A 13,430-nucleotide genomic window follows, 5' to 3' on the forward strand; every position below is an offset into this window, starting at 1 on the left:
CTCGCATCCTTGACGCAAAAATACACTCCAACGCCTGAGTTAGTGAGGGGAAGTTAGGGTATAGTCAAGGGGCAATCAAGCAGATCAGCCGTGCTGTGCGTGTTAATGCGCAAAGCCCCGTAAATCATCGTCAATCATTCGATTGAGATGCCATGTTCCTTGAGCTTTGCCTCGGCAATTGCCGCCCGGCGGACGACCGCACGATAATTGCCCAGCAGGATTCGCAAGATCGCCCGGATAAAGCGATCTGACGACGACATTTTCTTTTCAAAGGTTTGCCGGCTGATGGCAATTAGAACAGTCCGCTCTGTCGCACGGGCCGATGCCATACGCGGCTGATTATCGACAAGGGCCAACTCCCCGAACAAGCCGCCCTCCTCGATCGTGCCCAGAACGACTTCTTCATCGCCATTGATGGTTTTAAAGATTTCGACCTTGCCTTCCTGCACAACAAAGGCGGCACTGCCATGCTTTCCTTCGCGAAAGATGACCTGATCCATGGCAAAAACTTGCCGATCCATAACCTTCTTATTGCCGTCGGTTATTCCCATCTTGCGATCACATCCATGATATTGGCACCCTCGTAATATGAGGACACGCATCAAAGACCGGAACGGGGAAAGCTATTCTAACCGGTCTATCGAATATAGGCTGCTCTTGGTCAGCAAAGCATACAACACATGGACATAACCCGCAGGTTCAATCGCTGTTACTGACCGTAACGATTAATTATATGCGACTTAAAGGCATCAATACCAAGAACTTTTCCCGTTGCCGCGTCCAGAATATCATCAGTTGAACGGCTTGACGCCTGGCTATGGATGTTCTGGCCAAGCCAGCCCATCAACGGACCGAAGTTTCCTTGCGCAAGGGCACCGGGGATGTCCGGGCAGGCTTCTTTGGCAGCGGCGAAAATCTGTGCGGCGGCCATCGCACCCAGCGTATAGGTCGGGAAATATCCCCATGCCCCGGACGGCCAGTGAATATCCTGCAAACAGCCATTCCGGTCATCGGGTGGTGTGATCCCCAAAAGCTTCTGCATCATCTCGTTCCACGCCCCCGGCAAATCGGCAAGCTTCATATCCCCTTCGATTAGGGCGCGCTCAAGACGATACCGCAAAATAACGTGCGCGGGATAGGTTACCTCGTCGGCATCAACGCGAATAAGGCCGGGCTCAACCCGGGTGTAAAGACGATGCAGATTGGCCGCGTCCCATGCTTTTGCATTACCGCCAAACGCCTTTTCAAACATTGGCCCCGCATAGGTCAGGAATTCCTCAGACCGACAGGCCTGCATTTCAACCAGCAAAGACTGGCTTTCATGCATGGTCATACCGCGCGCCTTGCCAACCAGTTGTCCGCGCCAATCAGACGGCAATCCGCGCTCATACATGGCATGGCCGGTTTCATGCAGAACGCCCATGATCGCGGATGTGAAATCGTTTTCGTCATACCGGGTCGTAATACGCACGTCATCGGGAATGCCGCCACAGAACGGATGATGAGAAATATCAAGCCGTCCGTGGTCGAAATCAAATCCGACCGCTTTCATCAAATCGAGACCGACACTGTTTTGAATCTCAACCGGGAAAGGACCAGTTGGGGCGACGGGGGCATCTTCGGATTTCTGACGTTCAATGATCTCGGCGGTATAGGCCGGCAGGAAATCTTCAAGATCGGAAAACAGGCTATCAATGCGCTCTGAACGCATCATCGGATCATATTGATCGAGCAACGCATCATAGACCGAGGTCCCCAGTGCCGCTGCCTTGGCGTGACCTGCCTCAATCGACAGATCAAGCACTTCCTGTAATTTTGGCAGCAACCCTTTAAAGTCGTTATCTGCCCGCGCACTGCGCCATGCGACTTCGCACCGCGTTTCCGCCAGTGACATTTTCTCGACCAGTTCGGCCGGAACGGCTGTGCCATGAACCCAGGCGCGTTTCATTTCGCCAAGGTTGGCCTGCTGCCACTCATCAAGCCCCTCGTTGCCCGCATCTTCGATCAGATCACCAAGATCAGCTGCATTGATCAGCTCATTTTCCATGACATCAAGGGTCGCAAGCTGCTCAGATCGCGCGTCCGCCCCACCATCTGGCATGATCGCCGCCATGTCCCAATGCAACATACTGCCAATGTCAGACAGTACATTCATCCGGCGAAAACGGGTTTCGAGGGTTTTATAGGCTTTGGTCATCACGGACTCCTGTGCGGCGGCACTTGGCAACCGCTGGCACAAAATGATGTTTGGGGCGATACCGCCAGCCGGGAAAGATAAGCAGTCTTAATCCTTCTCGGCGGCTATATTCTAACGGCATGCTGACACCGAGGATCAGGCGGCGTCTTTGGGGTCTGTTGTGTCTTTGTCGTCTTCCGGGCGTCGATGGTAAATCACAAAAACCACAATCAGCGACAGCGCAAGGCTGTACCACGTGATGGCATACTGCAGGTGATTATTGGGCAACTGCACTTTTGCCTGCCCGCCAATCGGAAGACCGCCGGGCACCGGATTGTCATCAAGCTCAAGATAATACGGGCTGGCAAGATCCGCACCACTGTCTTCTGCCATATGGTCGACGTCGACATAGAACCACTGGTTTGCCAGCGCATCATTTTCCGGCTGCGCCCAATGTTTTTCTCTTGGCAGACGCAAGACACCCGTTACATGCACAGGTGTTTCGATCAGACTTTCCGGACGGGTTGCCGGATCGCGGTTATCGGTCGGCACCCAACCACGATTAACCAGAATGATCCGTCCGTCTTCCTGTTCAAGCGGTGTGATCAGCTGAAACCCGACATTCCCCCGAAGGGTCCGCGCCATCAGATACTTTTCCTGATCATTTAGGAAATGTCCCTCGGCAAAGGCGGCGCGAAATGCCATCGCAGGATCAAGTTCAACATCAACAGGCACGGCAATCGGCGGCAAGGTTGCCTGCGTTTCACGTTGTTCAATCAGGTTCTGCTTCCAGAACAACCGGTCAACCTGCCAGCTGCCCAGTCCCATAAGAATGACCAGAGACAATCCGACACAAATTTTCATCGCCATACTGGGGCGCGTATTTAATAGGGGCATGAAGTGAAATCAGTCCTGTTCGGAAGTCGTTCGATGGCGATATTGCAATGCGACCATGAGACCTTTTAACGGTCGAAGCAAGGCCAGTGTCACACCAATGATGGTAGGGCCCCACATCACCGCATGCAGCCAAAGCGGCGGTCGATAGGTCATTTCAACCCATAACGCCACAGGCACGATGATAAAGCCAAGAATAAAAATAATGAAAACGGCCGGGCCGTCACCCGCATCATGACCACGCAGGTCAAGACCGCACACATCACAAGATGCACGAACGGTCAAATAGCCTTCAAAAAGTTTCCCCCTTCCGCAGCGGGGGCATTTACATGCCAGCCCGGCGCGAAAGGGGGAAAGATTTGGATAATACTCATCCATATTGCAGGACCCGTTTAATGGTCGGGTCGGCGCGGCTTATTCGCCGCCCCAGATGTATACGGCAAAGAACAGGAACAGCCAGACGACATCGACAAAGTGCCAATACCATGCCGCAGCTTCCAGGCCGAAATGCTGTTTGGCATCAAAGCCGTCCTTCATCGCGCGCACAAGGCATACCGCAAGGAACACCGTCCCGACGAACACATGGAAGCCGTGGAAACCGGTCGCCATATAGAAGGTCGAAGAATAGATGTTATCGGCAAAGCCAAATGCAGCGTGGCTGTACTCGTACATCTGCAAGGCAAGGAAGATAATGCCAAGCCCCACGGTAAGGGCAAGCCCCTGTACCAGGTCCTTCTTCTTGCCTTCAAGACAGCCGTGATGCGCCCACGTCAGGGTACAACCCGACAAAAGCAGGATCAGGGTATTGAGGAACGGCAAGTCCCACGGATCAAGAACTTCGACACCAGCAGGCGGCCATTCGGTCACGCCGGGGCTAAAGATCACAAACGCGTTGTGGAAGAAGGCCCAGAAGAAGGCGACAAAGAACATCACCTCGGATGCGATGAACAGCGACATGCCATAGCGCAGGCCGATCTGAACGACCTTGTTATGGTAAATCTTTGACTCGCTGATCACGTTGCCCCACCAGCGGAACATCACAAACAGGATGCCTGCAATCCCAAGCGCCGCCAGCCAGAAATCAGCCGGTGTACGATCCGAATGCATGAACATAACCATACCACCAGTAAACATACCGGCCGCAGTTGCCGCCACCAGCGGCCACGGGCTTGGGTCTACCAGATGGAATGGATGTTTCTGAGCATGATCACTCATTCCGTGCCCCCCTCAATCCTTACAAAAGAAACTCAATTTCAATTTGTTAAACAGAGACAACAGACCGCTTCACTGCGTTCTGTCAGCCCCCCTGATCTTCGTTCCCGTCCGGCGCTTCGACCGATGACTCGGCCTTATAGAAAGTGTAGGACAGGGTTATTGTCTTCACGTCTTGGGTATTAATGTCTTCAGCAATGGCTGGATCAACATAGAAGCTGACCGGCATGTCGACGCGCTGTCCCGGTTCAAGGGTCTGCTCATCAAAACAAAAACATGCGATCTTGCTAAAATATTGCCCTGCCTTAAGCGGTGTTACGTTGTAAACGGCCTGCCCGGTGATCGGGTGAACCGACATATTTTCAGCCGTATAATGGGCAAGATTATCCTGCCCAAGCTTAACCGTCATTTCGCGCTGGTCGGGTTTGAACTGCCAATGCAGCCCGGAATTCACATCCGCATTAAACCGGACTTTGATGGTTTTCTCGGACACGTCAGCCGGCGCTTCATGTGCGACCTGGGTCGTGCCTCCAAAACCGGTAACCCGGCAAAACAGCGCGTAAAGAGGAACAGAAGCATAGGTAAGACCAACCATGCCGCCGACAATAACAACACAGCCAAGCATTAAACGCTTGTTGCGGGCCTTTATCGTATCTGCATGTTTCTGATCAGCCATGGCGTCCTAGCTCATCTTCAAAATCGTTATGGCGAAAAACAAAACGGCCAACCCGCCCAGAATGGCAAGAAACGCCCAGTTCTTTTTCTTGCGCTTGGCAAGAAACGCATCAAGTTCGGCCTTGTTGGGATTTGGCTTCTCACTCATGCGATAAATCCATTCAGGAATACATCTGCCACCATCGCCCCGAACAGGACGAAAAGATACAGGATAGAATAACCAAACATCTTGTGTGGTGCGCGTTCTTCGACATTGCGTAAAACACGAACCGCATGGCGCAGGAACCACAGACCGGTCAGGGCCGCCGTCGCGCCATAGATGACACCAAGCAATCCGGTCGCAACCGGGATGAAGGTCACCGGCAGAAGCAGGATGGTATAAATCAGCATCTGCTTTTTGGTGGCCGCTTCACCGGCAACAACCGGCATCATCGGCACGCCGACCTTGGCATAATCGCCACAACGGAAAAGGGCCAGCGCCCAGAAATGCGGTGGTGTCCACATAAAGATAATCAAGAACAGCGCGATTGAATTGATATCAATCCCGCCGGTCACCGACGCCCAGCCGATCATCGGGGGAAACGCCCCGGCGGCACCGCCAATAACAATATTCTGTGGTGTGCTGCGCTTAAGCCACATGGTGTAAATAAAAACGTAAAACGCAATCGACACCGCCAGCAAAGCCGCCGCCACAAGATTGATCGCAACCGCCATCACGGTGACAGAAACAATCGACAATGCGATGCCAAGTGACAGCGCCTCGTCGGCTTCAACACGCCCCGCCGGAATAGGCCGGTTCTGGGTGCGTTTCATGTGCTGATCAATATCGCGATCATACCACATGTTAATGGATGCCGCGGCACCACTGGCCACAGCAATACAGGCAATTGCGACAAGGCCGAGGAACGGATGAATTGATCCTGGCGCAATCAACAGTCCCACAGCACCGGTAAAGACCACAAGGGTCATTACACCGGGTTTGAGCAAAGCAATGTAGTCGCGCACCTCCGAAATGGGGAGCGGCACAGTACTAAGCGCAAGGGTCTGATCGGCAACCTGCTTGGTCATGAAACTCTGGTCTTCTCTTCTCTGGGCGGTAGGGTATCCCCCGCAAGACAGGCCTGCGGGGGACTTAAACCAGGATCACTTACTTGATACGTGGCAATTCGTCAAAGGTATGGAACGGCGGCGGTGAGCTGACGGTCCATTCCAGTGTATCGGCACCTTCGCCATATGGGTTGGCTTCGGCCTTCTTGCCACGGATGAAGGCATGCGCCACCACACCAAGGAAGAAGATCGTTGCCGCGAACGAAATATACGCACCATACGACGATACAAGGTTCCAGCCCGCAAACGCATCAGGATAGTCGGCATAACGACGCGGCATGCCAGCCAGCCCAAGGAAATGCTGCGGGAAGAAGGTCAGGTTGACGCCGATAAAGAAGAGCCAGAAGTGGATCTTCGCGCCGAGATCGGAAATCTCGTACCCCGACATTTTGCTGAACCAGTAATAGAAACCAGCAAAGATCGAGAACAGCGCGCCAAGTGACAGCACATAGTGGAAGTGCGCCACAACAAAGTAGGTGTCATGCAGCGGCAGATCCATGCCCGAGTTCGCCAAAATCACACCTGTCACACCGCCCACAGTGAACAGGAAGATAAAGCCGATTGCCCAAAGCATCGGAGCACGCAAGGAGATGGAACCACCCCACATGGTCGCAATCCATGAGAAAATCTTAACCCCGGTCGGCACCGCAATCACCATCGTCGCCGCGGTGAAATAGGCCCGGGTGTCAACATCCATCCCGACGGTATACATGTGGTGCGCCCACACGATAAAGCCGACAACACCGATTGCCACCATCGCATAGGCCATCCCGAGATAGCCAAACACCGGCTTGCGCGAGAAGGTCGAAATGATGTGACTGATAATGCCAAAGCCCGGCAGGATCATGATGTAAACTTCGGGATGACCAAAGAACCAGAACAGATGCTGATACAGGATCGGGTCACCGCCACCGGCCGGATTAAAGAAGTCCGTGCCAAAGTTACGGTCGGTCAAAAGCATGGTGATCGCACCACCAAGAACCGGCACAGCCAACAGTAGCAGGAACGCCGTTACCAGCATTGCCCACGCAAACAGCGGCATCTTGTGCAGGGTCATGCCCGGCGCGCGCATGTTAAAGATCGTCGTGATGAAGTTTACCGCACCCAGGATCGAGCTGGCACCTGCTAGATGCAGAGCAAAGATCGCCATATCAACCGAAGCATCCGGATGACCCAGAACACTTGAAAGCGGCGGATAAACAGTCCAACCGGTACCTGCACCACTGCCAACAACTGCTGACAGCATCAACAGGGTGAAAGCCGGAACAAGCAGCCAGAACGAAATGTTGTTGAGCCGCGGAAACGCCATGTCAGGCGCGCCAATCATGATCGGCACGAACCAGTTGCCAAAACCGCCAATCATGGCGGGCATGACAACAAAGAAGACCATGATCATGCCGTGCGCGGTGATGAGCACGTTAAAGAACTGGTGATCTTCGATGATCTGGGTGCCCGGATGGGCCAGCTCCATACGGAACCAGACCGAAAAAGCACCACCGATCAAACCGGCAATCACTGAGAAAATAAGATAAAGCGTCCCGATATCTTTGTGGTTGGTCGACAGGAACCAACGGGTAAAGAAGCCGGGGGTATGATCGTGATCATGTGTGTCAGCGTGAGCCATCAATCTCTCCCTCACTCTGCCGATGCCACGGAAACCGAAGACGGCAAGTCAACAGATGCGAACTGTTCTTGCGCCTTGGCGACCCAGGCTTCGTATTCTTCCATGGTAACAGCTTTAACAGCAATCGGCATATAGGCGTGGTTCACACCACACAATTCCGAACACTGGCCATAGAAGGTTGTACCGGCATATTCACCTGGAATGCGGGTCCAGGTTTCATTCAGTCGGCCCGGCACTGCATCAAGCTTGATGAACAGCGATGGCATGGCCCAGTTATGGATCACATCATCGGACGTCATGATCAGGCGAATGTTCTGGTCAACCGGCAGGACAACGGGATTGTCCACATCCAGAAGACGTTTTTTGCCTTCGGCAACGGCTGTTTCCTCATCGATCATCAAAGAATCAAAGGTGAAATTGCCATTGTCTGGATATTCATATGTCCAGTACCACTGCTTGCCGATGATCTTAAGGGTAAGATCGGCATCCTCGACACGGTCTGCAAAATATAGCAGGCGGAACGACGGGATCGCAATAATAAGAAGAATAAGTACCGGAACAACCGTCCAGACCACTTCAAGAAGGGTATGGTGGGTCGTCTTCGACGGTACCGGGTTGCGTTTCGCGCTGAAGCGATACAGCACGTAAAGCAGCAACACCAAAACGATCACGGTAATGATCGTCATCAACCACGTCACTAGAACAAAGAAATTATGGCCTTCAACAGCCACAGGCGAAACCGGATCCTGCAGCCCAAGCTGCCAAGGTTCGGCCTGACCAACGGCAGCAACTGCCGCACTATCAAGCCCGGTAATTACCGCCAATCCCAACAAAAGAATGGGAAATAGCTTCTTGATCGACATGCGAATCTGCCCCCTCGCATTACATCTCAAGGCGATATGCCTCAATCGTCTCCGTCCCTGACCTTCGTCAACAGTTTCTCAGACAAGCTACGGGTCCACCTTTAAACGGTGGTCTTGCCGTCTCAACCAAAGATTGGCTCAATCATCAGCCCGGAGTATTTCCTCTGACATATCTTATTCTTAATAACCCTGCACCCGAAAGTACATCGGTAACGCAGGCAAATAGCGTATCTTAGGCACCTGTTCCAGAAAAAACCTCGCTGCGATGCACAAAAAATGTAATTTTACCTTTGTGACTTTGTCGCTTTGGTTTTGCGTGAAATGGCTCTAAATACCCACGTCCTGATAGAAATACCGCCATTCTGGTCAGCGTTCTTTGGTCTCCCACGCCCTTATTGCTGTGCAACATAACCACAGAATGATCTTCAAATCACTTCAACCAATGGATAAAGCCAGCCCCGCCGCATTTTTTGCCCCGCCAGCATCCATTTCAGGAAAACGCCGTTACGGTATCCTGAGCCTTGCCATTCTCGGCAACAGTGTGATCAAGAATCAGCCCCGCACGGTCAGCCCAAAATGGCGATTCGCACCTCGCCTGATATAATTTGTCCTATCCGATGATAAATTCCGGTCTCGAAGCCTTTAATTCTTCGGTATTTTCCCCAATATCACGGATAGGAATTCGGTTGGCGAGACGACGTTTGCAGATTACTCTATCCTAAAGTATGAATGCCACTGCCCTTCAGGGAAGTGACGCCAAGGTCTCTTGCGAGATACCGATTGTTAAATTCAGAGGTTCGTTAATGGCACGCCACGGAAGCAAAAAGCTCTTCACCGCAGAATTGCGGTTGCTTAACAAACTCGAAAACATGAGCGACATGGTCGCCTTGCCAACCGAGATGCCCACCGAACCACATCAAGCGGGTGTTGGCGGCCCGGATCTGTCGGCCGTTCATACCGCGATTGAAGACCTCAAGCTTGAGCTGCTGTCTGACATCCGCATCATGATCGAAGAGCAGAAGAAACTCACCGCACAGCCCGAAGAGGACGATGAGGAAGACGCACGTGCTGAACTGCGTCTGCTAAAAACCGAAATTCGGGCATTGGCAAATTCCATTCAGGAAACCAAAAAAGAAATCGCCGCCCTGTATACCGCCCCTGAAGATGACAGCGGCACGCGTATCAATATCGTCAAGGGCGAGTTGGACTCTGTCGTTGCCGCGACCGAGGATGCAACGGCAAGCATTCTCGACACTGTCGAAAAAATTGATGCTGTTGCCCACAACATCCGTTCGGCCGCCACAGATGACTACACTCAGGGGCTGGCCGACGATATTGTCGAACTTGTCGTCAAGGTCTTTGAAAGCTGCAACTTCCAGGATTTGACCGGTCAACGGATTACCAAAGTCGTCAACACCATGAAATATATCGAGGAACGCGTAAATCGCGTGATCGAAATCTGGGGTGATGATGACTTCGGTGACTTCGAAGTTCCAGCCGACCCCAAAGGGCTCGACAACCTTGATAAAACGGTCACCAAGGCGCCGCAAAACGCGCAACGTGTCGATCAGGATGAAGTCGATCAGATCTTCTCACAGGCCGAAATCGACGCCTTGTTTGATTAATGCCGGTGTGGCCCGCATGAAACGCAAAAGCCTGCCAGTCGGCAGGCTTTTTCAATTGCAGCAATACAAGAACCTTCTGATCAGGCGTGACCAGCTTCCCCCGATAGCAATTCCGGGGCAAAACCAAGTTTGGTAAACGCCTGTTCCCATTTGTCTTCGCAATCAATGTCGAACAACAAATCGGCATCCGCATCAAGATGCAACCAGCCATTGGCCAGAATTTCGTTTTCCAGCTGCCCGCTGCGCCATCCGGCATAGCCAAGCGCAAGAATGCGGTTTTCCGGCCCCTCACCCAAGGCAATCTGTTCAAGGATATCAACCGTGGCTGTCACCGAAACGCCGGTATCAACATGCAGAGTTGCCTCGTTGGAAAAGTCGGTGGAATGCAATACGAACCCGCGACTGCTTTCGACCGGGCCACCAAAATGCACCTGAATGTCTCGGATGGTCGGTGCCGGGCGCGCAATACCAAGCTGCTCAAGAAGCTCGGGGAAGGTGATGCTATCAATCACACGATTGATCACAAGCCCCATTGCACCATCTTCATTATGGGCACAGACATAGACAACACTTTGTGAAAAGCGCGGATCGCGCATGCCCGGCATTGCGATCAACAACTTTCCACCAAGATATTCGCCTGTGTCTCCACGCACGCCCATTTTACGTCTCTTTCTGTGTCTGTTTGACCAAGCCTAGCGCGATTAGCGGTCTATTTCCATCAAGAACCCGGAAAAACCCGATAAAACATCGCCCCGCAACGATCAAAACTTGATATTCTAAATGTAGGGTCACCCTCCGCCCAGTGCTACGGTTTTCGGTGATTATTTACCGATAGTGGCTCAAAAAACGCCCTGACAGAGACCCCGGTCACACAGTCGTGGCTTGATTTGATCGCGGCTGGGGACTACGCCTTCGATAGATGAAAAACTGCCTGAATTGTGCCATACCTCAATGGCATGAGCGCCCCACTGCCAAATACCATGACGCACACCGTTTTAAGGACATTGACGTGCTCCGCCACCTGATCGCCCGTTTTGTGTTTTTGCTTGCTGCCATTTGCGCCCCGGTTCTAGCCACACCGGCGACGGCTGCCACCGATGTATCCACCCCATGGACCGACGAAGATTTCGCGTCTCTTCGGCTCATCAGCGCGCAAACCCAGATCGGTTCATCAGACACGCTGCGTCTTGGCCTTGAATTCGAACTTCAGCCTGATTGGAAAATCTATTGGCGCAGCGCAGGCGACGCCGGTTTTCCCCCGCAACTAGATTGGACGGGGTCACAAAACGTCGGGGATGCCAATATCCTGTGGCCTGCCCCGCACCGGTTCTCGATCTTTGGTCTGGAAACATTTGGCTACAAGAACCATGTCATCCTGCCGATTGACGTCGCGATCCCCGATCGCACACAGTCCGTCGCGATCAATTTGGATGTCGACTACCTTGTCTGTAGCGACATCTGCATTCCTGCTGCCGCGACCTTCGCCCTTGATATCCCCGCAGGCGGATACTCCGACACCCCAACCTCCGGCGCATCAACAGTCAGCACCCACGCACACGAAATTGAAAAGTTCGTCTCAAAGGTTCCGCTAACTGGCGACAACCTGCCAATACAGGTCAGCAACGTTTTTGCCACCAAGGACGGTGACGCGACACAATTGCACCTATCGGTTGACGGGCTGTCTAATGCCGGTGTGACTGTGGATGATATTCTGGTGGAAAGCCCGCTTCGCATTGGCTTTGGCGCACCTGTTGCGGTGAACAAAGACGGCGAAAGCAATAACCGACACTTCACTGTCCCGGTTTTTGGCCTCAACGCCGATCAGGATCTTGCATCTGAAACAGTGACCGTCACTGTCATTGCTGGACCATTGGCCATTGAACAAAGCCGGACCGTCGCAAATGGTCCAAGCGATGCTTCCGCCCAAGGCGAACGTCTTGGCGCAGATACCATGGCGTCTGCAACCGGGGCCGGTGCAAACATCTGGCTTATCGGCCTTTTTGCACTGCTTGGTGGCCTGATCCTCAATGTCATGCCCTGTGTCTTGCCGGTCTTGTCGATCAAGGTCATGTCGGCGATCAACGCCCGCGAAGGCGAAATCAGCCGGGTCCGCAGTGGTTTTCTCGCCAGTGCGGCGGGCATCATCACATCGTTCTGGCTGATTGCCGCAGTTCTGATCGCGATCAAGCTGGCCGGGGGATCGATTGGCTGGGGCATACAGTTCCAGCAACCTCTTTTCCTGACTGTGATGACCATCATTCTTGCGCTGTTTGCCCTCAATATGTGGGGCCTGTTTGAAATTAACGGCTCCGACAATCTGGGGACCGCTGCCAATGACGTGATCAACCAGCAGGAAAAAGGTGGCCGTCACCTCAGCAGCCATTTCATGACCGGCATGTTCGCGACCTTGCTCGCAACGCCCTGTTCTGCCCCGTTCCTTGGAACGGCGGTTGGCTTTGCCTTGGCAGGCAGCAGCTTTGACATCATCTGGATTTTCACGTTGCTGGGCGTTGGCCTTGCCATTCCGTATCTGGCAATCGCCCTTCAGCCAAGACTGGCCCATGCGCTGCCCAAGCCCGGACGCTGGATGAGTGTTGTGAAGGCCGTTCTTGGTCTGGCACTGGTTGGCACCGCCATATGGCTTCTGAGCATTCTGGCGGTTCAAATCGGCCTTGGCGGCGCGATTGCCGTTGGGGTCGGTCTTGTCCTTGGTGCCGTATTTGTCTGGGCCCGCAGGCGCAGTCAAAACCTGCGCCCACGATTTGTCTTTACCGCCCTTGCCGTTACCGGTTTTCTGGTCGCCCTATTTGCGCCGGGCTTCTCGAAGCCGCCCGCACCGTCAAACGTATCCAATGCGGCCACTGGCCCCCTTGACTGGCAGACGTTTGCACCTGAGACCATTCCGGCATTGATTGCAGATGGCAAAACCGTCTTTGTCGACGTTACGGCGGAATGGTGTGTCAGTTGTCAGGTCAATAAGAAACTGGTGCTTGAAACCGCCGATCTTGCAGAATTTTTTGCCAATGACGACATTATTCTGATGCAGGCCGACTGGACCCGCCCGGACCCGGAAATTGCCGACTATCTGGCATCCTATGGACGGTATGGCATCCCATTTAACGCGGTGTTTGGCCCGAATGCACCCAAGGGGGTTTTGCTGTCTGAATTGCTCAGCCGTGATGCGGTTCTTGATGCCATCAAGGATGCAAGATCGACGGCCGGGCTTGCCAGCAACTAATTTCACCCACATCTGA

Annotated in this window: 13 protein-coding genes; 2 read left to right on the forward strand and 11 right to left on the reverse strand. The window is 53.3% G+C overall.

The features are described from left to right. Positions 1-134 precede the first annotated feature (134 nt). The 10 genes from AMM48_RS06070 to coxB form a co-directional block, all read right to left on the reverse strand. Positions 135-551 carry a cyclic nucleotide-binding domain-containing protein gene (locus AMM48_RS06070; RefSeq protein ID WP_022731007.1) on the reverse strand — a complete coding sequence of 139 codons (417 nt, stop codon included), beginning with the start codon at positions 549-551 and terminating at the stop codon, positions 135-137. A 158-nt stretch (positions 552-709) separates the two neighbouring features. Next, positions 710-2,197 carry a carboxypeptidase M32 gene (locus tag AMM48_RS06075; RefSeq protein ID WP_102783336.1) on the reverse strand — a complete coding sequence of 496 codons (1,488 nt, stop codon included), beginning with the start codon at positions 2,195-2,197 and terminating at the stop codon, positions 710-712. A 135-nt stretch (positions 2,198-2,332) separates the two neighbouring features. Further along, on the reverse strand, positions 2,333-3,046 hold the full coding sequence (locus AMM48_RS06080) for an SURF1 family protein (RefSeq protein ID WP_244271130.1): 714 nt from the start codon (positions 3,044-3,046) through the stop codon (positions 2,333-2,335). A gap of 36 nt (positions 3,047-3,082) precedes the next feature. Continuing rightward, a complete protein-coding gene (locus AMM48_RS06085; protein WP_338063601.1) occupies positions 3,083-3,355 on the reverse strand; it encodes a DUF983 domain-containing protein in 273 nt (90 codons plus the stop codon). Between the two features lie 129 nt (positions 3,356-3,484). After that, positions 3,485-4,285, reverse strand: a complete 801-nt coding sequence (locus tag AMM48_RS06090) for a cytochrome c oxidase subunit 3 (protein ID WP_022731003.1) — start codon at positions 4,283-4,285, stop codon at positions 3,485-3,487. Positions 4,286-4,367: 82 nt separating this feature from the next. Beyond that, positions 4,368-4,958 (reverse strand): cytochrome c oxidase assembly protein, encoded by a 591-nt coding sequence (locus AMM48_RS06095; RefSeq protein WP_022731002.1) that lies wholly within the window; start codon positions 4,956-4,958, stop codon positions 4,368-4,370. A 6-nt stretch (positions 4,959-4,964) separates the two neighbouring features. Continuing rightward, complete coding sequence (locus AMM48_RS22275) at positions 4,965-5,105, reverse strand: hypothetical protein (RefSeq protein ID WP_022731001.1); 141 nt, start codon at positions 5,103-5,105, stop codon at positions 4,965-4,967. Continuing rightward, positions 5,102-6,025 carry a heme o synthase gene (locus tag AMM48_RS06100; protein ID WP_022731000.1) on the reverse strand — a complete coding sequence of 308 codons (924 nt, stop codon included), beginning with the start codon at positions 6,023-6,025 and terminating at the stop codon, positions 5,102-5,104. Before AMM48_RS06100 ends, AMM48_RS22275 begins: the two co-directional genes overlap by 4 nt. Positions 6,026-6,104: 79 nt before the next feature. Then, the gene (ctaD, locus tag AMM48_RS06105; protein WP_022730999.1) at positions 6,105-7,688 is read right to left on the reverse strand and encodes a cytochrome c oxidase subunit I; all 1,584 of its coding nucleotides are present in this window, start codon (positions 7,686-7,688) and stop codon (positions 6,105-6,107) included. Positions 7,689-7,699: 11 nt separating this feature from the next. Next, entirely contained in the window at positions 7,700-8,551 is an 852-nt protein-coding gene (gene coxB / locus AMM48_RS06110; RefSeq protein ID WP_022730998.1) for a cytochrome c oxidase subunit II, read from the reverse strand. An 803-nt stretch (positions 8,552-9,354) separates the two neighbouring features. Here coxB and AMM48_RS06115 point away from each other — a divergent pair. Next, the gene (locus AMM48_RS06115) at positions 9,355-10,176 is read left to right on the forward strand and encodes a hypothetical protein (protein WP_022730997.1); all 822 of its coding nucleotides are present in this window, start codon (positions 9,355-9,357) and stop codon (positions 10,174-10,176) included. An 80-nt stretch (positions 10,177-10,256) separates the two neighbouring features. Here the strand turns inward: AMM48_RS06115 and AMM48_RS06120 are convergent, their stop codons facing one another. Next, positions 10,257-10,835: a YqgE/AlgH family protein gene (locus AMM48_RS06120; RefSeq protein ID WP_102783338.1), complete on the reverse strand. Its 579-nt coding sequence runs from the start codon at positions 10,833-10,835 to the stop codon at positions 10,257-10,259. Positions 10,836-11,185: 350 nt separating this feature from the next. On the opposite strand from AMM48_RS06120, the gene AMM48_RS06125 reads away from it, so the two are divergent. Next, complete coding sequence (locus AMM48_RS06125) at positions 11,186-13,414, forward strand: protein-disulfide reductase DsbD domain-containing protein (protein WP_102783339.1); 2,229 nt, start codon at positions 11,186-11,188, stop codon at positions 13,412-13,414. Positions 13,415-13,430 lie beyond the last annotated feature (16 nt).

This window comes from Thalassospira sp. GB04J01 (genome assembly GCF_000751115.1).
Taxonomy (GTDB): domain Bacteria; phylum Pseudomonadota; class Alphaproteobacteria; order Rhodospirillales; family Thalassospiraceae; genus Thalassospira; species Thalassospira lucentensis.